Source organism: Neorhizobium sp. LjRoot104 (assembly GCF_964253725.1).
Taxonomy (GTDB): domain Bacteria; phylum Pseudomonadota; class Alphaproteobacteria; order Rhizobiales; family Rhizobiaceae; genus Neorhizobium.
On the sequence record NZ_CAXURS020000001.1, the window covers coordinates 1842347 to 1866892 of the forward strand.

Genomic DNA, 24546 nt, shown 5'->3' on the forward strand with positions numbered 1-24546 from the left:
GCAAGCCCGCCGTTTTCCGTTCCGCCTAGCCTTGAGCTTGCGCCCCCGTTGCCGGTGTACAGATGACCTCCCCCAATTCTCCAAGACCGCGCCCGATCGACTGGGTGATCTTCTCGCTTGTGCCCGTGTTCTTTTCCAGCAACCTGATCTTCGGGCGCGGCGTGATCGGCGAGATCGGGCCGTTCATCACGGCCTTCATCCGCTGGGCCGGATCGACGCTGATCATCGTGCCGCTGCTGTATCTCGACTGGCCGGCGGCCTGGACCTTTGTGCGCCGGCATACCTGGCTCTGGCTGTGGCTGGGTTTCTTGAGCATCGGCATCAGCGGCGGCTTCGTATACTGGGCGCTGACGCTGACGACGGCCTCGAATGCGACGCTGATCTACACGACCTCATCGCTGTTCATCATCCTCTTCGAGTGGCGGTTTTCCGGCCGCCGGATCGGCAGCCGCGAGCTCTTGGGCATGGCGGTCGCATTCGCCGGCGTGGCGGCGATCGTCCTGCGCGGCGATCTCCGCGCCCTGGCGCACATGAATTTCAATGTCGGCGACCTCGGCATGCTGGTAGCGGCGATCGCCTTTGCGATCTATTCGATCCTCCTGCGCCGCCCGGCGGCCCAGAGGATCCGGCCATTCACGCTGTTCGGGCTGATCGGCTTTTCAGGCTCGCTCCTCCTCCTGCCTCCGGCGCTCTGGGAACTGTTCCATGGCGGGCTGCTGCCGACGACGTTTTCGGCCTGGTCGAAGATCGCCGGCATCATCCTGTTCGCCTCGCTCGCAGCGTTCTTCTGCTTCCAGCACACGGTGAGGATATTCGGCCCGGCGACGGCCGGAATAACGCTCTACCTGATGCCGCCTGTCTCGATCATCATGGCGGTAATATTTCTCGGCGAGACTTTTGAAACATATCACGCAGTCGGCATCGTTCTGGTGCTCGGCGGTATAGTTCTGGCGACGAGCGGACCGCGGAGGCTTACTAAGCCTTAAGTCTATCCCGTGGAACGATAAGGGGCCGTCTGCATTAATCTCTTGATGTCGGAGAATTTTATTCCCACATTAGGATGCGAAAGGACATCGCACCATGAAACAACGCAACGCTAAATTCACCATCGGAGAAGTGGTTCGCCACAAGGTCTTTCCGTTTCGCGGCGTCGTGTTCGATGTGGATCCGGAATTCGCCAATACGGACGAATGGTGGAATTCCATTCCCGCAGAAATCCGGCCGAGCAAGGACCAGCCCTTCTATCATCTCCTCGCGGAGAATGACGAGACGGAGTATGTCGCCTATGTTTCGGAACAGAACCTGGAACATGACGAGAACGACGCGCCGCTGCGCAACCCGCAGGTCTACCAGATCTTCGATCGCGGTCCGTCCGGTCAGTTGAAGCCCAAGATCATACTGGCCCACTAACCCCTATTCGCGACACCCGGAAAAGGCGTCGGCATTCTGCCGGCGCTTTTTTAATGACCGGAATCAGAAAGCCCGGCACATGGCCGGGCTTCAAGCTGTGTGGTTCCGACTGGAACTTACTGACCCTGCTTTGCAGAGTTCTGGGCGTCTTCCAGCTTCTTGCGGGTCTCTTCCGCCTTGCGCTGCATGCCTTCTTCGAGGCTGCGCTGGCTTTGAGCGATCTGTTCCTGGGGCATGGCCGGACCGTCGAAGACGCCGGTAAAGCCGGTGAGCGGAACCTTGATCGGGTTCGGGGCGCGGCGGAAGTTGATCGAGGTGAAGACCACCTCGCCGCCCTTCTTGAGGCTGGCGATCATGGCGTCGGTCAGCGGCACTTCGGCAGTGCATTTGTCCGGAAGGCAAACGATGTAATCGAGCTTCTGGCCCTTGCCGCCATCGATCTGCATGACGATGCCGGGCGGCACCAGGCGTGCGGTGGGTACCGAAACCTGCATGATCTTGCGGTTGACCTTGCCTTCGACCGTGATCAGGCCGACGGCAGTGATGAGCTGGCCGTTCTGGGCGGCAATGATGTTCTGCACGACGCAGAGATCGCTGTCGTCCTGCTTGGTGCAGGTCTTGAACCAGCCGAGCGGAGGCGCACCAGGAGCGGCCGCGGCCGGAGCATCCTGGGCAGTAGCTGCAACCGGCAGCGCCATTGCGCCGGCCGAAAGAGCGAGAGCGGACATCGCCGTCCGCAGAACTTGGGTTGCCTTAAGCATCATAACGAGATCCGTCTCCTGAAATCCGCTGGGTACGGCAGACGCCGTCAACTCCCTCGGGGTGTCCTACTGCCCCGTGACCTGTGGGTCAAATGAGGCATTTGAATGACCCGCCCGTGTGGCCAACCTGTTACATCGGGCAGACATCGATATCCAGTCCCTCTTTCGTATTTTTTGACAAGGAGTTAACGTCGGCGATCAATCTTTTGCACATGGCGGTGGTTGGTGGGCCTGATGGCATGCGCTATTTTGCAGGCGAATCAGCGAGGATTTCACCGCCATGGGTCCCATGCGACGCTTTCTTCCCCTCATCGCCGCGTTTCTGATCGGCACCCCGGTATTCGCCGAGCCGGTCCACGGGATCGCCATGCACGGCAGCCCGGCGCTCGCCCCCGATTATAAGCACTTTCCCTACGTGAACCCGGATGTGAAGAAGGGCGGCAAGATCACCTATGGCGTCGTCGGCACGTTCGACAGCCTCAACCCGTTCATCCTCAAGAGCATGCGCACCTCGGCGCGCGGCATCTGGGACCCGGCTTTCGGCAATCTTATCTTTGAATCGCTGATGACGCGTTCCAGCGACGAGGCGTTCACGCTCTATGGGCTGCTGGCCGAGAGCGTCGAGTGGAATGACGACCGGACCTTCATCCAGTTCAATCTCAATCCGAAGGCCAAATGGTCGGATGGCCAACCCGTTACCCCAGATGATGTGATCTTCTCGTTTGAACTGTTGCGCGACAAGGCCCGCATTCCCTTCTCTTCCCGATTGGCGCCCGTCGCGAAGATGGAGAAGATCGGCGAGCACGGCGTCCGTCTGACCTTCAACGAAAAGGCAGACAGGGAATTTCCGCTGATTCTCGCCACCGGCACCCCAATCCTGCCGAAACACGCAACCGATCCGGCCACCTTCGATCAGTCGACGCTGAAGCCGCCGGTCGGCTCGGGCCCTTATCGGATCAAATCCATTTCCCCCGGAGAGCGCATCGTTTATGAGCGAGATCCGGGTTACTGGGGCAAGGATATTCCGGCCAAGGTGGGTTTCGACAACTACGATCAGATCAGCGTCGAATATTTCCTGCAGGACAACACGCTGTTCGAGGCCTTCAAGAAGGGCGCAATCGACATTTATCCCGACGGCAGCCCGACACATTGGGAGCGGGCCTATGATTTCCCGGCGGTCCAGAACGGCGATGTGATCAAGGATGCGTTCAAGCCGCAGCTGCCGACCGGCATGCTCGGTTTCGTGTTCAACACGAGACGTTCGATCTTCGCCGACGTGAACGTGCGCGCCGGCCTGTCGCTCGCCTTCGATTTCGAATGGGCCAACAAGAACCTGTTCGAGGGCGCTTATACCCGCACAGAGAGCTTCTGGCAGAACTCGCCCCTCTCCTCACTCGGCAAGCCGGCGGACGAGCGGGAGCTCAGGATTCTCGGGGGGATCAAGGATAGGATCGAGCCGGCGGTGCTCAACGGCAGCTACCATCTGCCGAAGACCGACGCTTCCGGTGCAGATCGCAAAGTGCTGCGCGACGCGGTCGATCTTCTCAAGAAGGGCGGTTATGCGATCAAGAACGGCAGGATGTCGGACGCGTCCGGCCGACCGCTGACCTTCGAGGTCATGACCCAGAGCCAGGACCAGGAAAAGCTTGCGATCGCCTATCAGCGGACGCTGAAGATGATCGGTATCGACATGTCGATCCGCACCGTCGATGATGCGCAGTACCAGGCCCGGTCCGGCAATTTCGACTATGACATGATCGTCAAATCCTATCCCGCATCACTGTCGCCCGGCATCGAACAGATCGGACGCTGGGGATCGGATTCCCGCAATCGCGACGGCAGTTTCAACTTTGCCGGCACCGCGGATCCCGACCTCGACAAGCTGATCGAGACGATGCTGACGGTTCGCAGCAAGGAGGATTTCGAGGCCGCGGTGCGGGCTTACGACCGCATGCTGATTTCCGGTCACTATCTCGTGCCGCTTTATCATATCCCCGATCAATGGGTGGCGCGTCGCAAGCATATCGGTTATCCGGAGAAACTGCCGCTTTACGGCTACCAGCTCAACACCTGGTGGGATAAACGCGCGCAATAATCCAGTCTCTTTCGGTTACCGAGGAAAGGACGCCGCCATGGAGCGCGTAACCATCGACATCGTTTCGGATATCGTCTGCCCGTGGTGCTATCTCGGCAAGGCGCGGATGGAACTGGCAATCGCCGAGGTTCAGGACGAGGTCGGCGTCGATATCAACTGGCGCCCCTACCGGCTCAATCCGGACCATCCGCCCGAAGGCGTCGATCACCAGGCCGACCTCGCGGCAAAACTCGGCGGCAAGGACGCTGTCGAACGCGCCCACGACATGCTGAAGAAACTCGGCGAAGAGGTCGGCATCAGGTATAATTTCGAGGCGATCAAGATCGGTCCCAATACGCTCGATGCGCATCGCCTGCTGCATTGGGCGATCGTCGAAAGCCGCGAGATCCAGGACAAGGTTGCAAACGCGCTGTTCAAGGCGAATTTCGAGGAAGGCCACAATGTCGGCGACCACGCCGTGCTCGCCGACATTGCCGAAAAATCCGGCCTCGACCGCAAGGTCATCGAGAACCTCCTGGCAAGCGACGCCGACAAGGATACCGTCCTTGGGGAAATCGACGCGGCCCAGAAAATGGGTGTGACCGGCGTGCCGTTCTTCATCATCGACGGGCAGTATGCGGTGAGCGGCGCCCAGACGCCGGATGTGTTTGCCAATGCGCTGCGTGAGATCGCCAAGCTGAAGGCGGAAGCCCGCAAGGGCATGATCTGAGAACGGACAGACCGCGTGCGTACCGACCAGACCCTGAAAGGCGTTCTTCTCGCCTTCGCCTCCTTTGCCGCCTATTCCTGGAGCGATGCCAGCGTCAAGATGATCGAGGGCGCGCTGACGCCCTATGAAATGGGCTTTTTCGGCGCCGTCTTCATGCTCGCCGGCTTTCCTTATCTCATGAAGCCGGGGGACAGCTGGCTCGACGTGGTGAGAAGCACCAATCGGCCGTTATGGGTGCTGCGCTTCTTCTCCGCCGCGATGGGAACGGTCGGCAGCGTCGCGGCCTTCACCTATCTGTCGATGGCGGAAGCCTTCGCGCTGATCTTCCTGCTGCCTTCCTTCGTGACGATCATGTCGGTGCTGTTCCTCAAGGAGACGGTCGGCATCCGGCGCTGGAGCGCCGTGATCATCGGCTTCATCGGCGTTCTGGTGATATTGCGCCCGGGTTTTCGCGAGCTTTCGGTCGGCCATGTCGGTGCGGTGTTTGCGGGGCTTTCCGGGGCAATCTCGATCATCGTCTATCGCGCCATCGGGCCGTCGGAGAAGAACATCTCGCTTTACGGCGCCGGCGTGCTTGGCGTCCTCGTCATCCTCGGCGTGCTGATGATCCCGGACTTCCACTGGCCGACCCTGCCGCAATGGGCCATGCTGGCAGGCTACGGCCTGCTTGGAGCGCTGGCCACCGTCTGGCTGATGTATGCCGCCAACCATGCGCCCGCCGCCGTGATCGGGCCGACCCAGTACAGCCAGATGCTCTGGGCGATCCTATTCGGCTATCTCATCTTCGGCGACAAGATCGACCTGCCGATGCTGATCGGCATAGTACTGATTATCGGCTCCGGCCTTCTGACGCTGGCGCGCGAGCGGGCACGCGACGTGCCCCTGCCCGCGTCCGTCGCGACCGATCCGCAGGCCGCCGGCGTTACAAAGCCAGAACCCCAATCCGATAGATGATCACGTTTTTGCCAGTTCCGCGAACTGGGTCATCACCTGGGCCGCGGCCGACAGCCGCTTTTCAGGCGACGGCAGGTCGCGGGTCAGGAATACGCTGTGGTCCGGGCGGATCTTTGCAAGCGTCCCCTGCTTGGCGATATAACCGACGAGATTTGCCGGGTTCGGGAATTGCTTGTCGCGGAAGGTGACGACGATGCCCTTCGGGCCGGCGTCGAGCTTCTCGACATTGGCCTTGCGGCACAGCGACTTGATGTAGACGACCTTCAGGAGGTTCTGCACCTCGGTCGGCATCGGCCCGAAACGATCGACCATTTCCGCGCCGAATCCGTCGATCTCCGACAGTTCCGTGAGTTCGCCGAGACGGCGGTAGAGACCCATGCGCAGATGCAGGTCGGGCACATAGGTTTCCGGGATCATCACGGTGATGCCGACGGAGATCTGCGGCGACCAGCCGGTATCGGTGATCTCGTCGTCGCCCTTCACTTCGGCCACGGCCTCTTCCAGCATCTGCTGGTAGAGTTCGAAACCGACTTCCTTGATATGGCCGGACTGTTCCTCGCCGAGCAGATTGCCGGCGCCGCGGATATCGAGGTCGTGGCTCGCCAGCTGGAAACCGGCGCCGAGCGTATCGAGCGACTGCAGCACCTTCAGGCGCCGATCCGCCATCGTCGTCAAAGTCTTGTTGACCGGCAGGGTGAACAGCGCGAAGGCCCGCACCTTGGACCGGCCGACACGACCGCGCAGCTGATAGAGCTGCGCAAGCCCGAACATATCGGCGCGGTGGACGATCAGCGTGTTGGCGGTCGGCACGTCGAGGCCGGATTCGACGATCGTGGTCGACAGCAGCACGTCGTATTTGCCGTCGTAGAAGGCGTTCATGATGTCTTCGAGTTCGCCCGCCGCCATCTGGCCATGGGCGACCGCGACCTTGAGCTCGGGAACATCGGACTGGAGAAAGGCCTGAATTTCCGGCAGGTCGGCGAGCCGCGGGCAGACGTAAAAGCTCTGGCCGCCTCGATAATGTTCGCGCATCAGCGTTTCGCGGATGACCAGCGGGTCGAAGGGCGAGATGAAGGTGCGCACCGCCATGCGATCGACCGGCGGCGTGGTGATCAGCGACAGTTCGCGCACGCCGGTCATGGCGAGCTGCAGCGTGCGCGGGATCGGCGTTGCCGACAGCGTCAGAACGTGGACGTCGCTCTTCAGCTCCTTCAGCCGCTCCTTGTGCTTGACGCCGAAATGCTGTTCCTCGTCGATGATCAGCAGGCCGAGATTGGCGAACTGGATGCCGGCGCCGAGCAGCGCATGGGTGCCGACGACGATATCGACCTTGCCTTCTGCCAAATCCTTCTTGGTCTGCGCCAGTTCCTTGGCGGGGACCAGCCGCGAGGCCTGCTCGACCTTGATCGGCAGCCCACGGAAACGCTCGCGAAACGTCTTGAAATGCTGGCGGGAGAGAAGCGTGGTCGGCACGACGACGGCGACCTGCGCGCCGTTCATCGCCGCGAAGAAGGCCGCGCGCAAGGCTACTTCCGTCTTGCCGAACCCGACATCGCCGCAGACAAGGCGGTCCATCGGCCGGCCGGCGCCGAGATCGTCGCGCACGGAATCGATGGCGTTCGCCTGATCCTCGGTCTCGTCATAGGGGAAGCGGGCAGCGAATTCGTCGTAGAGCCCCTCCGGCGTGGTGAGCACCGGCGCGCGACGGGTGATGCGGGTAGCGGCGATGCGGATCAGCGCGTCCGCCATGTCGAGCAGGCGTTTCTTGAGCTTGGCCTTGCGGGCCTGCCAGGCGCCGCCGCCGAGCTTGTCGAGCTGGGCCTCGGCAGCATCCGAACCGTAACGCGACAGGAGATCGATGTTTTCGACCGGCAGGAAAAGTTTTGCCTGATCGGCGTAATGCAGTTCCAGGCAGGCGCGCGGCGCCCCGGCCGCCTCGATCGTCACCAGGCCGACAAACCGGCCGATGCCATGTTCCGCATGGACGACCAGCGACCCTTCGTCGAGACCGGCGACTTCGGTGAGGAAATCGGCGCCGCGCTTGCGGCGCTTGCCGCGGCGGACCATGCGGTCGCCGAGGATGTCCTGCTCGCCGATGACGGCGATCCTGTCCGTCTCGAAACCGGCTTCGAGGCTGAGCACGGCCGACGCCGCCTCACCCTTCTCAAGCGTGTCGAGATCGGCGAGCTTGTCGATCTGCCGGATGCGCTTCAGGCCGCGCTCATCCAGCACCTGCAGCAGGCGGTCGAGCGAGCCGGCCGACCAGCCGGTGACGAGGACCTTGATGCCTTCGGCACGCTTGTCGGCGATATGCTTCACGACGAGGTCGAAGACGTTGACGCGTTCGTCGCGATCCTTTTCCTCCGTCTGGTTTTTCGCCCAGCGCGGACCGGCATGCGCATCCAAAGTCACCACCCGGCGACCTTCTGCATCCATCTCGTTGAACGGCGTCAGGCGCAGCGCGTTAACGGCGTCGAGCGCTGCGGCAAAGGATTTGCCGTCGAGATAGAGCTGGCCCGGAGAAACCGGCTTGTAGGGAGCGGCCTGCGCCGCAGCGCCCTTGCCGTGGGCGCCGGAATCGCGCCGTGCTTCAAAATAGTCGGTGACCAGCTTCGAGCGTTCGTTGGCCGCCTCACGCGCCGTATGGTCGGTGACCACCCGGAAACCCTTGAGGTAGTCGAAAGCAGTTTCGAGCCCGTCGTAGAACAGCGGCAGCCAGTGCTCCATGCCGGGATAACGCCGGCCTTCCGAGACCGCCTGATAGAGCGTGTCGTCGCGCGTCGCAGCCCCGAAGAGCGACAGGTAATTCTTGCGGAAGCGGCTGATCGTATCCGGCGTCAGCGTCACCTCGCTCATCGGATTGAGGTCGAGGGCGCGCGCCTGGCCGGTCGTGCGCTGGCTGGCCGGATCGAAGGAGCGGATCGATTCCAGCGTGTCGCCGAAGAAATCCAGGCGCACCGGTTCTTCCGTGCCCGGCACGAAGACATCGAGAATGCCGCCGCGAACCGCGAACTCGCCAACTTCGCGCACCGTCGCGACGCGCTCGAAACCGTTGCGCTCCAGCCGCGCCGCAATATCGTCCATGCGGATCTGGTTGCCGGGCCTGGCCGAGAACGCCAGGCTCTCGATGATCTCGGCCGGCGCGATCTTCTGCAGCATCGCATTGACAGTGACGAGCACGATCGCCGAATGCGGCTTTTTGCGATGAGAGATCAGGCCGGAAAGGGCCGCAAGTCTGCGGGCGGAGACATCGGCGCTTGGGGAGACGCGGTCATAGGGAAGACAGTCCCAGGCGGGCAGCGTCAGGACCGGGATTTCCGGCGCCACGAAGGAGAGCATCTGCTCCAGATCGAGCATGCGCTGGCCGTCCGACATGACATAGGCGACCGCCTGACCGGCGCGAGCGAGCTCGGCCAGGATCAGCGGCTCCATGCCCGGCGGCACGTTGCCTATGGTCAGCGGGTTTTGCACCGCCGCAATCCTCTTTGCGTCGAAGCCGGGGATCATCTGGCCAGAATTCATATCGTATGTCCGAGCCTTAGCTCCAGGGAGGCCTTGGTGACGGGATCGAAGTCCGGCTTGTAGGCGGCAACGCGCGCGAAAAGCGGCGTATTGCGGTTTTCCGGCAAGGCCTGCGCACCGGTGATCCAGGCATGCAGGTCGTGATCGTCCTCGCCCATGATCGCCTCGAACTCGTCGAGCTCCGCTTCGCCAAGGTTGGCGATCTCGGCTTCCGCAAAGCTGCCGAAAACCAGATCCATCTCCCTTATGCCGCGATGCCAGCAGCGGTAGAGGATGCGCCGGCGGCGCGGGTCGAGATCCGCGCTGGTGCGGGATAGTCCTGTCATGGCGGTGTCCTTGTTTTGCCGTTCATATAGGACGCTTTTCCGCCCTCGTCACCTTGCCAAATGGGCAAAATCCATCGCATTTTGCGCGCCATGCGTCCCGCCATACTCGATCCGCTGTTCTCGCCCGTCGCCTCGCTTGCCGGCGTCGGGCCGAAGCTCGCCGAACTGATCGCCCGCGTCACCGGCCGCGAGGACCCGGACGACTGCCGCGTCGTCGATCTGCTGTTCCATGCCCCCTCGTCGCTGATCGACCGGCGCAACCGGCCGGGCATCGCACTTGCGCCGCAAGGGGCGATCGTGACGATCGAAGGCCGCGTCGACCGGCATCAGCCGCCGCCGCCTGGCAAATCAAACATGCCCTATCGCGTCTTCCTGCATGACGATACCGGGGAACTGGCGCTCACCTTCTTTCGCGCCAAGGGCAATTGGCTGGAAAAATCGCTGCCGATCGACGAGAGGGTGATGGTGAGCGGCAAGGTCGACTGGTTCAACGGCCGCCCCTCGATGGTGCATCCGGATTTCATCGTGAAAGCCTCGGAAGCCGAAAACCTGCCGCTGGTCGAGCCGGTCTATCCAATGACGGCCGGCCTGACGCCCAAGGTTTTGCGCAAGGCCGTGGATGGCGCCGTGGCCCGTCTGCCGGAACTCGCGGAATGGGCGGATGCGGCGCTGACCTCACGTCAGGGTTTTCCCTCCGTGGCGGAGGCCTTTCGCAGGCTGCACGATCCCCGCGATGCGGCGGATATCGATCTGCAATCCCCTGCCCGCAGACGGCTCGCCTATGACGAATTCCTCGCCGGCCAGGTATCCTTGTCGCTGGTGCGCCAGAAGGTGCGCAAGGTTCCGGGCCAGCCGATCCGGGTGAAGGGCGATCTCGCCGCAAGGATCATCGCCAACCTGCCCTTTTCGCTGACACCGAGCCAGAGAACGGCCGTCGAGGACGTCGTCAAGGACATGGCCGGTGAAGACCGCATGCTGCGCCTGCTGCAGGGCGACGTCGGGGCTGGCAAGACGCTGGTGGCGCTGCTCGCCATGTCCGCGGCCGTCGAGGCCGGCGGCCAGGCGGTGCTGATGGCCCCGACCGAAATCCTCGCCCGCCAGCATTTTGCGACAATCTCGAAGCTTGCCGGTGCTGCCGCCGTGACGGTCGAGGTACTGACCGGCCGCACCAAGGGCCGCGAGCGCGACCAGATCATCGAGCGGATCGCCTCCGGCGAAGCACAGATCGTCATCGGCACCCACGCGCTTTTCCAGGATGCGATCAACTATCACAATTTGATGCTTGCTGTGGTGGACGAACAGCACCGGTTCGGCGTGCACCAGCGCCTGCGGCTGACCGCCAAGGGCATTTCCCCGCATATGCTGGTGATGACCGCGACGCCCATTCCCCGCACGCTGGTGCTTGCGGCCTTCGGCGACATGGACGTCTCCAAGCTCACCGAAAAACCGGCCGGCCGCAAGCCGATCCAGACCGTCACCATCCCCACCGAGCGGATCGGCGATATCGTCGCCCGGCTGAGGGGCGCGATCGGCGAAGGAAAAAAAGCCTATTGGATCTGCCCGCTTGTCGAGGAATCCGACGTTTCCGACCTGATGTCGGCGGAGGAACGTTATGCGGTGCTCGCCAGGGAGCTTGGCCGCGATGTCGGCCTTATCCACGGCCGCATGAGCGGGCCGGAGAAGGATGCGGTGATGGCCGCCTTCAAGGCCGGCGAACTGCGGCTCCTGGTCGCCACAACCGTGGTCGAGGTCGGCGTCGATGTTCCGGACGCGACGATCATGGTGATCGAGCATGCGGAGCGATTCGGGCTCGCCCAGCTCCACCAGTTGCGCGGCCGCGTCGGGCGCGGCGACGAGGCTTCGACCTGCATCCTGCTCTACAAGGGGCCGCTCAGCGAAACCGGCCATGCCAGGCTTTCGATCCTGCGCGACAGCGAGGATGGTTTTCTGATCGCCGAAGAGGATCTGAAGCTGCGCGGCGAAGGCGAGCTGCTCGGCACCCGCCAGTCCGGCACGCCGGGTTTCCGGATCGCCAGCCTGGAAGCGCATGCGGACCTGCTGGAGATCGCCCGCAAGGATGCAGCCTATCTCCTGGAGCGGGATCCGGAACTCACCAGCGAGCGCGGCCAGAACATGCGCGTGCTGCTCTATCTGCATCGCCGCGACGAGGCGATCCGCTTCCTGAGAGCCGGCTAGGCCTGCATTTTCGGGGCCGGCAGGACCGCGGTCGGCACGCCGGGAACGGGCTTGTAGTCCGGAGCGATCAGGCCGCCCGAGATCAGCAGCTTGGCCCCTTCTTCCGGCGTCATGTCGAGCATGATGATCTTGCTCTTCGGCACGAACATCAGGAAACCCGCGGTCGGAACCGGGGTTGGCGGCAGGAAGACAGCGACCATCTCCTCGCCGTCCGCATTCAGCTTTGCCGCGATCTCTCCCTGCGCGTCGCCGGAAATGAAGACCAGCGCCCACATGCCGGGGCTCGGAAACTCGATCAGCCCGCATTTCTTGAAGGAGGTAGACTGTTCCTTCAGGACCGTCTCAAAGATCTGCTTGATGCTCTTATAGATGCTGCGGATCAGCGGCATGCGATGGAGGATCGATTCGCCGAACTTGACGATCGAGCGGCCGATCAGGTTCTTGCCGAGAAAACCGATGATGGTGATGAACACCACGGCGATCAGCAGGCCGGTGCCGGGAATGGTGATGTTGAAATAATACTGGGGGTCGTAGCGCTGCGGAATATAGGGCGTCACCCAGCTATCCGCCCAGTCGATGAAGGTGAAAGTGAGCCAGATGGTGATGGCCAGCGGGGCGCAGATGATAAGGCCGGTTAGGAAGTTGTTCCTGAGACGGCCGGCCAGCGATATTCGCTCTGGACTGTCGCTCATTCGGTTTCCCTGCATACGCTAAGCATTGCTGCAATCATTGATGCGACAATGCCGGATGCGATGTTGCGATGCAAGGAAAAGCCGGTGGATATCACTCCACCGTGACGGATTTCGCCAGATTGCGCGGCTGATCGACATCGGTCCCCATGAACACCGCCGTATGATAGGCGAGAAGCTGGATCGGCAGCGAGAAGATCATCGGCGCGATGATCTCGTCGACATTCGGCAGCGCGATCGTCGCCATGGTCGGAAGCTTGGACGCCGCCGCACCCTTCTCATCGGTGATGAAGATGATCTTGCCGCCGCGGGCCGCCACTTCCTGCATGTTGGAAACGGTCTTTTCGAAGAAGCGATCGTGCGGCGCAATAACGATCACCGGCATATGCTCGTCGATCAGCGCGATCGGGCCGTGCTTCAGTTCGCCTGCGGCATAACCTTCCGCGTGGATATAGGAGATTTCCTTGAGCTTCAGCGCGCCTTCCATGGCGAGCGGGAAGCTCGTGCCGCGGCCGAGATAAAGCACGTCCTTGAAGCGCGACAGCTCGCGCGACAGCGCCTCGATCTGCGGCTGGATGTCGTTCAGCACCCGGCTCATGATCCGCGGCATCTCGGCGAGATGCCTGACCATCGCCTTCTCGTCACCCGCCGTCACCGTGCCGCGGGCGCGGCCGGCGCCGATTGCGAGTGCCGCCAGCACCGCGAGCTGGCAGGTAAAGGCCTTGGTGGAGGCAACGCCGATTTCCGGGCCGGCGAGGATCGGGAAGATCGCGTCCGATTCGCGGGCGATGGTCGATTCCTGGACGTTGACGACCGCGCCGATCTTGAGGCCGTTGTCCTTGCAGTAACGCAGCGAGGCGAGCGTATCGGCGGTTTCGCCCGACTGGGAAATGAACAGCGCCGCCTGAGACGGCGACAGCGGGAGTTCGCGGTAGCGGAATTCGGAGGCGACGTCGATTTCGACCGGCAGGCGCGCATAACGCTCGAACCAGTATTTGCCGACCAGGCCGGACAGATAGGCCGTGCCGCAAGCGGCGATCGCAAGGCTGGAGACCTTGCCGAAATCGATCGCGGTATCGTTCGCCTTCACCGTATTGGCGGCGAAGTCGATGTAGTGGCCGAGCGCGTGGGAGATGATCTCCGGCTGCTCGTAGATTTCCTTCTCCATGAAATGGCGGTGATTGCCCTTGTCGACCATGAAGGCCGAGGCCTGGGAAATCTGGCTCTGCCGCTTCACCGGCTTGCCGTCGTAATCGATGATCTCGGCGCCCTTGTGGGTCATGACGGCGCAATCGCCATCGACCAGATAGGTGATCTCATTGGTGAACGGCGACAGCGCGATCGCGTCGGAGCCCAGGAACATCTCGCCGTGGCCGTGGCCGATCGCAAGCGGCGGCCCGAAACGGGCGGCCATGATCGTGCCCGGGTCGTCCTTGAACATCACCACCAGCGCATAGGCGCCGGAAACGCGGTTGAGGGTCGCCAGCATGGCGGCGCGATGATCGAGGCCCTGGCGGGTATATTTGGCAAGCAGGTGTGCGACGACTTCCGTATCGGTCTGGCTTTCGAAGACCGCGCCCTCGGCCAGCAGTTCGTCCTTCAGCTCGGAAAAGTTCTCGATGATGCCGTTGTGGACGACCGCGACGCCCTCGACGAAATGCGGATGGGCATTGGTCTCGTTCGGGACCCCATGGGTCGCCCAACGGGTGTGGGCGATCCCGATCGTGCCGGGCAGCGGTTCGGCATCGAGCCTCTTTTCCAGATTGAAGAGCTTGCCCTCGGCGCGGCGGCGATCCATGCGGCCTTCGTGGATGGTCGCTACGCCGGCGGAATCATAACCGCGGTATTCGAGCCTTCGCAACGCATCGACCAGACGCGCCGCCACCGGCGAACTTCCGACGATCCCGACAATTCCGCACATGAAAGACCCTTTTCGCTTCGTGGCACGCTTCCTGAAACCCGGGCGAATTCCTAGCCGATTGCAGGTTTTGCGCAATCGGCCCGCCGGTCACTTTCGATGTCGGAAGGTAACGCGCAAATGTTAATAGCCGCGCTACTTCTGTGCCTTCCTGGCGGCCTTGAGGGCGAGCGCCCGCTCGCGCAGGATTTTCGCGCGCTCCGGCTTCACCTCCTGGCGGGCACGGCCAAGCGCCAGCGCGTCGGCCGGCACATTTTCGGTGATGACGCTTCCCGAGGCGACATAGGCACCGTCGCCAATCGAGACGGGGGCGACGAGCGACGAGTTCGAACCGACAAAGGCATTGGCACCGATGCGCGTCTCGTGCTTGTTGACGCCGTCGTAGTTGCAGGTGATCGTGCCGGCGCCGATATTGGAATGCGCACCGACGAACGCGTCGCCGATATAGGTGAGGTGGTTGACCTTGGCCCCCTCCTCTATCCTGGCATTCTTGACCTCGCAGAAATTGCCGACCTTGGAGCCCGCGGAAAGATCGGCACCGGGGCGGAGCCGTGCGAAAGGTCCGACGGTCGCGCCGCCGCTCACATGCGCGCCCTCGATATGGGAAAAGGCGTGAATCACCGCCCCGCTGTCGATCCTGACGCCCGGACCGAAAACGACGTTCGGCTCGATCAGCGCGTCCTGGCCGATCTCGGTATCATAGGACAGGAAGACGGTTTCCGGCGCGATCATGCTGACGCCCGAGATCATCAATTCATGACGTCGGCGTTCCTGCCAGAGCTTTTCGAGCATGGCCAATTCGGCCCGGTTGTTGCAGCCGGCAACCTCGGTTTCCGGCGCATCGACCGCCACGACCTTGCCGCCTGCCGCGCGCGCGATCTCCACGATGTCGGTCAGGTAAAACTCGCCCTTCGCATTCTGATTGGTAATGCCCTCCAGAAGCGACAACGCCTTTTGGCCGTTGATCGCCATCAGCCCGCTATTGCACCAGCTCACCTTGCGTTCTTCGTCCGTCGCATCCTTCTCTTCGCGGATGGCGATCAGTTCGCCGTTTTCGACCAGCAGCCGGCCATAACCGGTCGGCCTGTCCGCATGAAAACCGATCACCACCACGTCAGCTCCGGCGGCCAGCTTTTCCCGGGCCTTGGCGAAGGAACCGGCGGTGACCAGCGGGACGTCGCCATAGGCAACCAAAATGTCATCGTAACCGCCGGCGATGGCTTGCTTCGCCATCAGGACCGCATGGCCTGTGCCGCGACGTTCGGTCTGCAGGAAGGCCTGAACCGAAACACCCTCGACCGCGCCGGCCCTGGCAACCCCGTCCGCATCGCGGCCGACCACCAGAGCCGCTTCGGTGACGCCCGTCGATGCCACCGCCGCCATCACATGAGCAATCATCGGCCGACCGGCGATCGGATGCAGCACTTTCGACATCGACGACTTCATGCGCGTGCTGTCGCCGGCGGCGAGGATGACGGCAAGGCAGGAACGGCTCATGAGGGTTTCTCCTTCTCAGGCATTTTGGCGCTTCATAACAGCAAGATGATTGAAGCGCGATAAACGCCTTATGTTCGCCGGAAACAAAAAGGTCGCCCGACAACCTGCGTGAGAAGCAGACCAAATCACTCGGATGGCCGCATCGAAACCGGTGCGGCCATCTTCATGGGATATGTTTCGAGCACGGATCGGGTCTGGTCCGGTTGCTACCGCACCGTATCAGCGGCATGTCCAGCCGGAGCCCATCCGATCAGGCCAACTCGCTCTCGTCGTATTTCACCCGCGCGGCCTTGACCGACGGGTGATTGGCTTCCGCCCATCGCAACACCTTGGAAAGCGGCTCAAAGAGCGAACGGCCGAGATCGGTCATCCGGTATTCGACACTCGGCGGCTTGGTCGGAAACACCTCGCGTTCGATATAGCCGTCGCGCTGCAGGTCGCGCAACGTCTGGGTCAGCATCCGCTGCGAGATATCCGGCACAAGCCGGCGAAGCTCGCCGAAGCGATAGGGCTGGCGCGCCAAGGCTTCGAGAAGCAAAGTCGACCATTTGCCGGCGATCCGGTCGAGAACGTCCCGGACCGGGCAGTTGCCCATGTCCCATGCGGACACATCGCATTCCTTGCCGTCCAGGACTGGCTTGCGACTTGCGTTGAGGCCCATGCAGGTGGTTCCCTTGAAGTAACGATCTCCCTCGAAACTGCCCCCTTTACAGATTGAAGTCAATTCTTATTCTAGTGCTAGTCTCTTTTTGAGACTAATAATCATTGCCGCGCCGGCAGGCCGGCCATTGCCAGGAAAGAAGGCCTCATGACCAAACTTCTCGTCACCGGCGCCGCCGGCCATCTGGGCCGCGCCGTGCTGCATCACCTGCTGGAGACATCCGGGGTCGCCGCCGCCGACATCGTCGCTGCCAGCCGTGATCCGAACAAGCTCGCAGACCTTTCCGCCATCGGGCTGGAAACCCGCAAGGCTGATTTCGACGACGAAGCCGGCCTCGTCAAGGCGTTCACCGGCGTCGATCGCGTGCTGATCATCTCCACCGACGAACTGGCAACGCCCGGCAAGCGTATCACACAGCACAGGAACGCCGTTTCCGCCGCCGCGAAGGCCGGCGTGAAGCACATCGTCTACACGTCCCTGCCGAATCCGGACAAGTCGCTGGTCACGTTCGCACCGGATCATCTCGGCACCGAAGAGGCCATCAAGGCAAGTGGCGTCGCCTACACGATCCTGCGCAATTCCTGGTATCACGACAATTATCTGATGGGCATGCCGCACAATCTTCAGGTCGGCAAATGGTACACGTCCGTGGGTACCGGCAAGATTACGACGCTCAGCCGCGACGACTGCGCCCGTGCCGCAGCCGCAGCGCTTGCCAATCCGCCAGCAGGCAGCCGCATCCTCACCCTCACCGGCCCGGAATCCCTGACGGCCGCAGAAATCGCCGCCCGTGCATCTGCCGCCGCCGGTAAGCCGCTGGACGTCGTCGACGTCACGGACGAACAGTTGACGCATGGCCTTACCGGCGCCGGCCTGCCCGGCTTCGTCGTCGCCATGCTGGTCTCGGCGGACGCCAATATCCGCGCCGGCAATTTCGAACAGTTGACGGGAGACTACGAGATGCTGACCGGCCGGAAGCCGCAGACGCTCGCCGACTATTTCGAGACACAGAAGGCCGCCCTCACCGCTTAGCCTCTCGCCGATTGCGGCCCTCCAAATTTCGCGATAATGAGATGGAGTTGCCAAATTCCATCTCGTGTGGAGAAAAAATGCGCAAGATCGGCTTGATTGGCGGGATGAGTTTCGAAAGCACCGCCGTGTATTATCGGCTGATCAACGAGATGGTGCGCCAACGCCTCGGTGGTTTTGCGTCGGCCGATCTCCTGCTCCATTCCGTCAACTTTGCCGAGATCGTCGACATGCAGAAGGCCGGCCGCTGGGATCTGGCGGCCGAGCATCTTGCGGGAAGCGCCCGCGGATTGAAGGCGGCCGGCGCGGAATGCGTGCTGATCTGCACCAACACCATGCACCTCGTGGCCCCGGAGGTGCAGGCCGCGGTCGATATTCCGCTCATCCATGTCATCGATGAGACCGCCAAGGTGTTGACGTCGAAAGGGCTGAACCGCCCGCTCCTGCTTGCCACCCGCTATACGATGGAGCACGGCTTTTATATCGAGCGCATGAAGATGCTCGGCGTCGATGCCATGGTGCCGGACGCGGAAGACCGAACCGATATCCATGACATCATATTCGACGAACTCTGCGCCGGCACGGTTCTCGACACCTCCCGCACCCGGGCCATCGCCATGATCGAGAAGGCGAAGGCTGAAGGCGCCGACAGCATCATCCTCGGCTGCACGGAAATCTGCCTCCTCCTCGACCCCTCCGACCTGCCGCTCCCTGGCGTCGATTCAACCGCCGTACACGCCATGGCCGCGGTCGATTTCGCCCTCGGCCAGTCGCCGGCAAAACAGGCGGCGGCATAAATTTATTTGACTCAGTCCAGTAAATATTGGACAGAATCTTCGCAAAGGAGATTCTGCCGATGACCGATCCTGCCGTTCTCGACGCCGTCCGCGCCTTCAACCGTTTCTACACGAACAAGCTCGGCATTCTCTCCAAGGGCTATCTCGACACCGACTACACGCTGACAGAGGCGCGCATTCTCTATGAAATAGGCGCCCGCAAACGGGTGTCTGCGACAGAACTCAACCGCGATCTCGGCCTTGATCCGGCCTATCTTAGCCGGCTCCTGAAGAAATTCCGTGAGGCCGGCTTTATCGACAGCGAGCCGGATCCGCAGGACAAGCGCAGTCAAATCCTGACCGTCACCAGCAAGGGACAAGCCGAATATGAGACGCTGGGCGAACGCTCCCGCCGTCAGATTGCGAACGATCTCAAGGGAGTGGACGCGCTGGGCCATGAAAGGCTGATCGACTCCATGCGGGCGATCCGCACCGTTCTCGATCCGCAATCGACCGTGCCCTACCCACCGGTTGTCATCCGTCCGCACCGGATCGGCGACATGGGTTGGCTCATCGAAGCCCAGGCGATTGCCTACGCGCGGGAATACGGCTGGAACGACAAGTTCGAGGGCCTGGTCGCCGAGGTCGCCGGCAAGTTCATCGCCAACTTCAACCCGGAACGAGAACGCTGCTGGATCGCCGAACGCGGCGGCAAACGGGTCGGCTCGGTGGTCGTGGCCGACGGCGGCGGCGACACCGCCAAGCTCCGCCTCCTCTATCTCGATCCGGCCGCCCGCGGCCTCGGCCTTGGCCGGACGCTGGTCGAACAATGCATCAAATTCTCGACGCTAGCGGGCTACAAGAAGCTGTCTCTCTGGACCAACGATATCCTGACGGCCGCAGTCCGCATCTACGAAACGGCCGGCTTCAAGCTGGTCGCGGAGGAAAAGCACCACATGTTCGGGCCGGAATGCACCGGCCAGACCTGGGTGCTGGACCTCTGCGAGGCAAAGCTTTCGTCGTCGAACTAGACCGTCTGTCCGCAGGCGCGGCGAAAGCGGCGCACGGTTTCCGCCATGCCGTATTCCAGCGCGTCCGCCGTCAGGCCATGGCCGATCGAGACTTCTGCCATCTTCGGGATGCGCTTCACCAACGCCGGCAGGTTGGCGACCGTCAGGTCGTGGCCGCCATTGACGCCAAGCCCTTCGGCAAAGGCCGCGTCCGCCGTCCGGCCGAGCTTTTCAAGGATCTCCGCGCCAAACTCCGGCTCGTCGAAACAGCCGCCATAGGGACCGGTATAGAGTTCGATACGGTCGGCACCCGTTGCCCTGGCAAGCTTTACCGCCTCGATATCGCCGTCGCCATCGGCAAACAGCGACACCCGCATGCCGCCCTTCCTGAGCCGCGCCACGATCGGCTTCAGCATCTCGCCGGTGGCGCGGAAATCGAACCCGTGATCCGAGGTCGCCTGGGCCGGATCGTCCGGCACCAGCGTCACCTGCTCCGGCTGGGTCGCTTCGCAGAGCGCCAGGAAATCCTCGCTCGGATATCCCTCGATATTGAACTCGGCTTCAGGAAACTCGTCGTCGATCAGCGCCCGAAGCACCGGCAGGTCGGTGAAGCGGATATGGCGCTGGTCGGGGCGCGGATGCACCGTCAGGCCGGCCGCGCCCGCCTGAAGCGCGATGCGCCCCAGCGCTTCGACGCTCGGCCAGGGAAGATCGCGGCGGTTGCGCAACATGGCGATGGCATTGAGGTTCACGGAAAGCTTGGTCGGCATGGCAATACCCGGTCTTTGAGAAATCGATCCGCTTTTAGGCCATGCACCGTCGCAATGCCACCAGGTTTGGGAAAATGCACCTATAAAGAGTTTTGATGGACGAGAATTCACGAGGCAACCGGGGCTACCATTTCCTAAAGTTTTAGCTAATCTATATACAACAGAGTTCGCCGGGCAGGCCAAAAGGCGGCGGAATACGGTTTGAACAGCGAATTCTGCCATCCATTTTAATCGGGTCCGCATTTTCAGTACCGAGGTTCCATCCAGAGGCCCGACGCAAAGTCGCAACCCTTGGATGCATATTCGACCACGACGCCAAACTCAGGCGCAAGGGGACTCGATGCGAAGCGATAGCATGCAGGCCATGACCGAAAATTCGCCCCTTGCGGGAGCGGCCCGTCATTTCCCTTACCTCCCCCAGGTTTCTCTTCCTTTTGAAATGCCCACCCAGCCGGTGGCGATCGCCGAAATGGCGGATCTTTTCGGCGTCACCCACCGCACCCTTCACTTCTACGAGGAAAAGGGCCTGATCACCGCCCGCCGCTCCGGCAGCATGCGGGTCTATGACGGGGTTCAGGTCCATCGCATGGCGGTCATCAATGCCTGCCGCGAAATCGGCATTCCGGTTGCGGTCATCCAGGAACTGATGGAAGAGCTTGCCGGTGCCACGTCGGAGGCGGAAGCGGACGAAATGTTCCACGACATGCTGGCGCGTCGCAAACGGGAGCTCACGGCCGACATTTCCAACATCCGCCGGCAGATGCAGCAGATCGAAAGCCTGCTCGTGGCGGAGGAGGAAGACCAGGCGGTTGTTACTCCCAAGCCCATGTCCCTGGTCCTCAGCGACATCGAGAAACAGTGCCTGGCGCTAATGGCCGAAGGGTATTCGGCGCCGCGGCTTGCCCGCGCCCTCAACCTCGAATTCGAGGACCTGCGCCGGATGGAGGATGACATCATCCAGAGATTCCAGGCCACCAACCGCTTCCAGGCGGTCGCCAAGGCGATGCTGCTCGGTTTCGTGCCGAACTGATCGGCTGACGATCTTTCAGCGCTCGCCCGCTTTCTCAGCGCACAATGATCAGCGTCTCGGCGGCGCGGGTGATGGCGGTATAAAGCCAGCGCTCCCGGCTGTCGCGAAACGCCCAGCTTTCATCGAACAGCACGACGTTGTTCCACTGCGACCCCTGCGCCTTGTGGACGGTCAGCGCGTAACCGTAGTCGAACTCGTCGTAACGCTTGCGGGTCGTCCAGGGGATCTCACCCTCCTGCTCCTCGAACGCCTGCTTCAGAAGCTTGATCTTGGCCGCACCGCGATCCATGTCGTCGTCTTCCGGCCGGATCATCAGGTTGATGCCGGGCTTCACCGTCTCGCGCGAGGAACTCATCACCTGCCAGAGCGAGCCGTTGAGCAGGCCCTTGGCCGGATCGTTGCGCAGGCATACCAGCTTGTCGCCGGATTGCGGATAGTCCGCGGTAAAGCCTTTGAGTTCCCGAAGCCGTTGATTGTAGCGTTTGCGAGTCTTGTTGGTGCCGACCAGAACCTGGTCCGCCTCCATCACCAGCGGCTGCGTCACCTCGTTGCGGGAAATCACCTTCGCCGTGCCGTAGTCGCCATACATGATCTCCTTGCCCTCGCGCACGTTCATCGCCAGCTGGATGATCGGGTTGTCGCGTGCCTGGCGGTGGATATCCGTCAGCAGGTAATCGGGCTCCTGCTCTGTGAAAAACCCGCCGCCGGTCACCGGCGGCAACTGGCCCGGATCGCCGAGCACCAGGATCGGCGTGCCGAAACTCATCAGGTCCTTGCCGAGCGCCTCGTCCACCATCGAACATTCGTCGATGATAATAAGCGCCGCCTTGGCGACCGGGCTCTGCCGGTTGATCGAAAACATCGGCGCGATCGAAGTCTTGCCGGCATCGTCCTCGACCGCCTCCTCGCCGCGCGGCCGGTAGATCAGCGAATGGATCGTTTTGGCATTGCGCGCGCCGCGCGAGCGCAGCACCTGCGCCGCCTTGCCGGTGAAGGCCGCAAACAGCACCTCGCCATCGACATTCTCGGCGAAATGCTTGGCAAGCGTGGTCTTGCCGGTGCCCGCATAACCGAACAGCCGAAAGACCTGGCTGCGCCCCTCTTTCAGCCATTGCGAAACGGCCTTGAGGGCCTCGTCCTGTTGCGGTGCAAATTGCATGGCGGGACTTGGCAGGATTCTGAAGGCAAGCGCAACTGAAAAAGAACGAAAGATGAATCAAAGGCTGGGATGAACGCCACGCTCTGTCTCCCTGGGACCATCGGTCACCTTCCCGCCCGCCTATCCGCCCTGCAGGAATTGCCGCTGTTCAGTTTTCATCGTCGCCCCCTATGATCGCCGCATGAAAATCCTGATTCTCGGCGCAACCGGCTTTATCGGCTCGGCGATCCTGCAAAGGCTCGCCGCCGAAGGCCATCGGATAACCGGCCTCGGGCGAGATCCGGAAAAGGCTCGCCGGAAATGGCCTGCAATCAGCTGGGTAAGAGCCGATCTCGCGCAATTGTCAGCCGCCGCCTGGGCCCCGCTGATCGAGGACCAGGACGTCGTCGTCAATTGTGCCGGCGCTCTGCAAGATGGTCTTTCCGATGATCTTGCGGCCACCCAGGAAAAGGCGATGCTGTCGCTCTACGAAGCGGCACAGGCCCTCGGCGGCAGACGTATCGTCCAGATTTCCGCCCGCACCGACGGCGCAGCAGCCGGCCTGCCCTTTCTCGCCACCAAACGCCGGGCCGACGAAGCACTCGCGGCAAGCGGCCTGCCCTTCGTCATTCTGCGCCCGGCGCTCGTCATTGGTCGCAATGCCCATGGAGGCACCGCACTACTGCGGTCGCTCGCCAGCTTTCCCGGCCCGATGCCGCTGATCCATGCTGAAAGCCCGGTCGAGACCGTCTCGCTCGACGATGTCGCCGCCGCCGTTTCCTTTGCAGTTGAGGGCAAGATCCCGGCCGGCAGCGATCTCGACCTTGCGGCAGAACAAACCATGACACTGTCGGACCTCGTCCAGCGTCATCGCGCCTGGCTCGGCCTGCCTGCCGCCCCGGCCGTTGCGCTGCCGGCGCCGCTCGCCAAACCCGTCGCCTGCGCCGCCGACCTCGCCGGACGGCTCGGCTGGCGCTCGCCGCTTCGCTCGACGGCGATGACGGTGATGTCGGAAGGCGTCAGGAGCTCGAGGCCGAAACCACCCGGCCTCCTCCTGGAAGATGCCGCGCAGACGCTTGCCGCCTATCCGAGCGGTGTCCAGGACCTCTGGTTCGCCCGGCTCTATCTTTTGAAACCCGTGATCATCCTCGCGCTGTCGCTGTTCTGGCTGCTGTCCGGCCTGATCCCGCTCCTCGACGTGAAGGCAGCGGCCGCGCATTTCCCACCCGCCATGCCGGTCTCTTTGGCCGTGGCGATGACAGTTGCGACTTGCTTCCTCGATATCCTGCTCGGATCCGCCGTCCTCGTCCATTCCCATGCCCGCAAGGCCATGCTTGGGATGATCTTCACCAGCCTCGCCTACCTCGCCGGCGGCACGATCCTGGAACCGCAACTGTGGCTCGATCCGCTTGGGCCCCTCGTAAAGGTCCTGCCGTCGATCGCTCTCACCCTTGTCTCCCTCGCCATTCTGGACGAACGCTGATGGATGCCGAAAGCCTGTTGCGGCTCCTCCATGTCGTCGGCGCCGCGGTGCTGCTCGGAACCGGCGCCGGCATCGCCTTTTTCATGGTGATCGCCCGGCGGACGGAAGATCCGAAACTGATCGCCCATACCGCCGGCACAGTCGTGCTTGCCGATACCGTCTTCACCGCCACCGCCGTCGTCCTGCAGCCGATCACCGGCTACCTGCTGGCGAGAAGCATCGGCTGGTCGTTGACGGATGGCTGGATCGCCCTTTCGCTCATTCTCTACGTGGTGACGGGACTGTTCTGGCTGCCTGTGGTCTGGATCCAGATACGGCTGCGCGATATCGCCCGCATCGCCTGCAAGAACTCCAAGCCGCTGCCATCAGAATGGTACCGGCTTTATCGGATCTGGTTTGCCTGCGGCTTTCCTGCCTTCGTCGCGGTCATCGCGATTTTCTGGCTGATGCTGACCAAGCCGGATATCCCGCTGTTCTGACGTCCAAGTCTCCATGATGCGAAGCATCAACTCGGAACACTAGGCTGAACTCGCCTTCTCGAAAAATCTTTGCGGATCGACGGAATAAATCCG

21 protein-coding genes are annotated in these 24546 nt (G+C 62.3%); 12 read left to right on the forward strand and 9 right to left on the reverse strand.

Annotated elements, in window-relative coordinates; translation table 11 throughout:
- The first annotated feature begins 62 nt into the window (after positions 1-62).
- Together ACSQ8R_RS09370 and hspQ are read left to right on the forward strand one after the other, a co-directional pair.
- Positions 63-986, forward strand: coding sequence for a DMT family transporter (locus ACSQ8R_RS09370; protein ID WP_436253087.1), 924 nt, complete (start codon positions 63-65; stop codon positions 984-986).
- 94 nt (positions 987-1080) lie between these two features.
- Complete coding sequence (hspQ, locus tag ACSQ8R_RS09375; RefSeq protein ID WP_436253088.1) at positions 1081-1410, forward strand: heat shock protein HspQ; 330 nt, start codon at positions 1081-1083, stop codon at positions 1408-1410.
- Between the two features lie 116 nt (positions 1411-1526).
- On the opposite strand, the gene ACSQ8R_RS09380 is transcribed toward hspQ, so the two are convergent.
- Entirely contained in the window at positions 1527-2174 is a 648-nt protein-coding gene (locus tag ACSQ8R_RS09380; RefSeq protein WP_436253089.1) for an invasion associated locus B family protein, read from the reverse strand.
- Between the two features lie 286 nt (positions 2175-2460).
- On the opposite strand from ACSQ8R_RS09380, the gene ACSQ8R_RS09385 reads away from it, so the two are divergent.
- The 3 genes from ACSQ8R_RS09385 to ACSQ8R_RS09395 are packed head-to-tail and all read left to right on the forward strand — an operon-like array spanning position 2461 to position 5929.
- A complete protein-coding gene (locus tag ACSQ8R_RS09385) occupies positions 2461-4266 on the forward strand; it encodes an extracellular solute-binding protein (RefSeq protein ID WP_436255427.1) in 1806 nt (601 codons plus the stop codon).
- A 37-nt stretch (positions 4267-4303) separates the two neighbouring features.
- Positions 4304-4975 carry a DsbA family oxidoreductase gene (locus ACSQ8R_RS09390; protein WP_436253090.1) on the forward strand — a complete coding sequence of 224 codons (672 nt, stop codon included), beginning with the start codon at positions 4304-4306 and terminating at the stop codon, positions 4973-4975.
- Between the two features lie 15 nt (positions 4976-4990).
- A complete protein-coding gene (locus ACSQ8R_RS09395) occupies positions 4991-5929 on the forward strand; it encodes a DMT family transporter (RefSeq protein WP_436253091.1) in 939 nt (312 codons plus the stop codon).
- Here the strand turns inward: ACSQ8R_RS09395 and mfd are convergent, their stop codons facing one another.
- Both mfd and ACSQ8R_RS09405 read right to left on the reverse strand, forming a co-directional pair.
- Positions 5930-9436 carry a transcription-repair coupling factor gene (mfd, locus tag ACSQ8R_RS09400; RefSeq protein ID WP_436255428.1) on the reverse strand — a complete coding sequence of 1169 codons (3507 nt, stop codon included), beginning with the start codon at positions 9434-9436 and terminating at the stop codon, positions 5930-5932.
- Positions 9437-9447: 11 nt separating this feature from the next.
- Entirely contained in the window at positions 9448-9777 is a 330-nt protein-coding gene (locus ACSQ8R_RS09405) for a succinate dehydrogenase assembly factor 2 (protein WP_436253092.1), read from the reverse strand.
- Positions 9778-9867: 90 nt separating this feature from the next.
- Between ACSQ8R_RS09405 and recG the strand changes: the two genes are divergently transcribed.
- Entirely contained in the window at positions 9868-11973 is a 2106-nt protein-coding gene (gene recG, locus ACSQ8R_RS09410; protein WP_436253093.1) for an ATP-dependent DNA helicase RecG, read from the forward strand.
- Here the strand turns inward: recG and ACSQ8R_RS09415 are convergent.
- The 4 genes from ACSQ8R_RS09415 to ACSQ8R_RS09430 all read right to left on the reverse strand — a co-directional run bounded on the left by ACSQ8R_RS09415 (position 11970) and on the right by ACSQ8R_RS09430 (position 16738).
- Entirely contained in the window at positions 11970-12665 is a 696-nt protein-coding gene (locus tag ACSQ8R_RS09415; RefSeq protein WP_436253094.1) for a DUF502 domain-containing protein, read from the reverse strand. The two genes, recG and ACSQ8R_RS09415, sit on opposite strands and share 4 nt — an antisense overlap.
- Before the next feature lie 91 nt (positions 12666-12756).
- Positions 12757-14583: a glutamine--fructose-6-phosphate transaminase (isomerizing) gene (glmS, locus tag ACSQ8R_RS09420; protein WP_436253095.1), complete on the reverse strand. Its 1827-nt coding sequence runs from the start codon at positions 14581-14583 to the stop codon at positions 12757-12759.
- A gap of 132 nt (positions 14584-14715) precedes the next feature.
- Positions 14716-16077 (reverse strand): bifunctional UDP-N-acetylglucosamine diphosphorylase/glucosamine-1-phosphate N-acetyltransferase GlmU, encoded by a 1362-nt coding sequence (gene glmU, locus ACSQ8R_RS09425; protein ID WP_436253096.1) that lies wholly within the window; start codon positions 16075-16077, stop codon positions 14716-14718.
- A 250-nt stretch (positions 16078-16327) separates the two neighbouring features.
- On the reverse strand, positions 16328-16738 hold the full coding sequence (locus ACSQ8R_RS09430; protein WP_436253097.1) for a winged helix-turn-helix transcriptional regulator: 411 nt from the start codon (positions 16736-16738) through the stop codon (positions 16328-16330).
- Between the two features lie 147 nt (positions 16739-16885).
- Between ACSQ8R_RS09430 and ACSQ8R_RS09435 the strand changes: the two genes are divergently transcribed.
- The 3 genes from ACSQ8R_RS09435 to ACSQ8R_RS09445 all read left to right on the forward strand — a co-directional run bounded on the left by ACSQ8R_RS09435 (position 16886) and on the right by ACSQ8R_RS09445 (position 19574).
- Positions 16886-17770 (forward strand): SDR family oxidoreductase, encoded by an 885-nt coding sequence (locus ACSQ8R_RS09435; RefSeq protein WP_436253098.1) that lies wholly within the window; start codon positions 16886-16888, stop codon positions 17768-17770.
- 77 nt (positions 17771-17847) lie between these two features.
- Positions 17848-18564: an aspartate/glutamate racemase family protein gene (locus ACSQ8R_RS09440; RefSeq protein WP_436253099.1), complete on the forward strand. Its 717-nt coding sequence runs from the start codon at positions 17848-17850 to the stop codon at positions 18562-18564.
- Positions 18565-18623: 59 nt separating this feature from the next.
- Positions 18624-19574 (forward strand): bifunctional helix-turn-helix transcriptional regulator/GNAT family N-acetyltransferase, encoded by a 951-nt coding sequence (locus ACSQ8R_RS09445; protein WP_436253100.1) that lies wholly within the window; start codon positions 18624-18626, stop codon positions 19572-19574.
- Here ACSQ8R_RS09445 and ACSQ8R_RS09450 read toward each other — a convergent pair.
- Positions 19571-20323, reverse strand: a complete 753-nt coding sequence (locus tag ACSQ8R_RS09450; protein WP_436253101.1) for a pyridoxine 5'-phosphate synthase — start codon at positions 20321-20323, stop codon at positions 19571-19573. The genes ACSQ8R_RS09445 and ACSQ8R_RS09450 overlap by 4 nt on opposite strands.
- A 340-nt stretch (positions 20324-20663) precedes the next feature.
- On the opposite strand from ACSQ8R_RS09450, the gene ACSQ8R_RS09455 reads away from it, so the two are divergent.
- Positions 20664-21353: a MerR family transcriptional regulator gene (locus ACSQ8R_RS09455; RefSeq protein WP_436253102.1), complete on the forward strand. Its 690-nt coding sequence runs from the start codon at positions 20664-20666 to the stop codon at positions 21351-21353.
- 34 nt (positions 21354-21387) lie between these two features.
- On the opposite strand, the gene ACSQ8R_RS09460 is transcribed toward ACSQ8R_RS09455, so the two are convergent.
- Positions 21388-22512 (reverse strand): ATP-dependent DNA helicase, encoded by a 1125-nt coding sequence (locus ACSQ8R_RS09460; RefSeq protein WP_436253103.1) that lies wholly within the window; start codon positions 22510-22512, stop codon positions 21388-21390.
- A 181-nt stretch (positions 22513-22693) separates the two neighbouring features.
- On the opposite strand from ACSQ8R_RS09460, the gene ACSQ8R_RS09465 reads away from it, so the two are divergent.
- Together ACSQ8R_RS09465 and ACSQ8R_RS09470 are read left to right on the forward strand one after the other, a co-directional pair.
- Positions 22694-23974, forward strand: coding sequence for an SDR family oxidoreductase (locus ACSQ8R_RS09465; protein ID WP_436253104.1), 1281 nt, complete (start codon positions 22694-22696; stop codon positions 23972-23974).
- Entirely contained in the window at positions 23974-24453 is a 480-nt protein-coding gene (locus tag ACSQ8R_RS09470; RefSeq protein ID WP_436253105.1) for a DUF2269 family protein, read from the forward strand. The genes ACSQ8R_RS09465 and ACSQ8R_RS09470 overlap by 1 nt, the downstream gene beginning before the upstream one ends.
- Positions 24454-24546 lie beyond the last annotated feature (93 nt).

What these genes read in the sequence shown, in the direction of transcription:
- ACSQ8R_RS09405 (WP_436253092.1), bottom strand. Translation starts at nt 9,777, where the DNA reads ATGACAGGACTATCCCGCACCAGCGCGGATCTCGACCCGCGCCGCCGG.
- ACSQ8R_RS09445 (WP_436253100.1), top strand. Translation starts at nt 18,624, where the DNA reads ATGACCGATCCTGCCGTTCTCGACGCCGTCCGCGCCTTCAACCGTTTC.
- ACSQ8R_RS09415 (WP_436253094.1), bottom strand. Translation starts at nt 12,665, where the DNA reads ATGAGCGACAGTCCAGAGCGAATATCGCTGGCCGGCCGTCTCAGGAAC.
- ACSQ8R_RS09390 (WP_436253090.1), top strand. Translation starts at nt 4,304, where the DNA reads ATGGAGCGCGTAACCATCGACATCGTTTCGGATATCGTCTGCCCGTGG.
- ACSQ8R_RS09465 (WP_436253104.1), top strand. Translation starts at nt 22,694, where the DNA reads ATGAAAATCCTGATTCTCGGCGCAACCGGCTTTATCGGCTCGGCGATC.
- ACSQ8R_RS09430 (WP_436253097.1), bottom strand. Translation starts at nt 16,738, where the DNA reads ATGGGCCTCAACGCAAGTCGCAAGCCAGTCCTGGACGGCAAGGAATGC.
- glmU (WP_436253096.1), bottom strand. Translation starts at nt 16,077, where the DNA reads ATGAGCCGTTCCTGCCTTGCCGTCATCCTCGCCGCCGGCGACAGCACG.
- ACSQ8R_RS09385 (WP_436255427.1), top strand. Translation starts at nt 2,461, where the DNA reads ATGCGACGCTTTCTTCCCCTCATCGCCGCGTTTCTGATCGGCACCCCG.
- ACSQ8R_RS09370 (WP_436253087.1), top strand. Translation starts at nt 63, where the DNA reads ATGACCTCCCCCAATTCTCCAAGACCGCGCCCGATCGACTGGGTGATC.
- ACSQ8R_RS09380 (WP_436253089.1), bottom strand. Translation starts at nt 2,174, where the DNA reads ATGATGCTTAAGGCAACCCAAGTTCTGCGGACGGCGATGTCCGCTCTC.
- glmS (WP_436253095.1), bottom strand. Translation starts at nt 14,583, where the DNA reads ATGTGCGGAATTGTCGGGATCGTCGGAAGTTCGCCGGTGGCGGCGCGT.
- ACSQ8R_RS09455 (WP_436253102.1), top strand. Translation starts at nt 20,664, where the DNA reads ATGCGAAGCGATAGCATGCAGGCCATGACCGAAAATTCGCCCCTTGCG.
- ACSQ8R_RS09450 (WP_436253101.1), bottom strand. Translation starts at nt 20,323, where the DNA reads ATGCCGACCAAGCTTTCCGTGAACCTCAATGCCATCGCCATGTTGCGC.
- ACSQ8R_RS09470 (WP_436253105.1), top strand. Translation starts at nt 23,974, where the DNA reads ATGGATGCCGAAAGCCTGTTGCGGCTCCTCCATGTCGTCGGCGCCGCG.
- ACSQ8R_RS09435 (WP_436253098.1), top strand. Translation starts at nt 16,886, where the DNA reads ATGACCAAACTTCTCGTCACCGGCGCCGCCGGCCATCTGGGCCGCGCC.
- recG (WP_436253093.1), top strand. Translation starts at nt 9,868, where the DNA reads ATGCGTCCCGCCATACTCGATCCGCTGTTCTCGCCCGTCGCCTCGCTT.
- hspQ (WP_436253088.1), top strand. Translation starts at nt 1,081, where the DNA reads ATGAAACAACGCAACGCTAAATTCACCATCGGAGAAGTGGTTCGCCAC.
- mfd (WP_436255428.1), bottom strand. Translation starts at nt 9,436, where the DNA reads ATGATCCCCGGCTTCGACGCAAAGAGGATTGCGGCGGTGCAAAACCCG.
- ACSQ8R_RS09460 (WP_436253103.1), bottom strand. Translation starts at nt 22,512, where the DNA reads ATGCAATTTGCACCGCAACAGGACGAGGCCCTCAAGGCCGTTTCGCAA.
- ACSQ8R_RS09440 (WP_436253099.1), top strand. Translation starts at nt 17,848, where the DNA reads ATGCGCAAGATCGGCTTGATTGGCGGGATGAGTTTCGAAAGCACCGCC.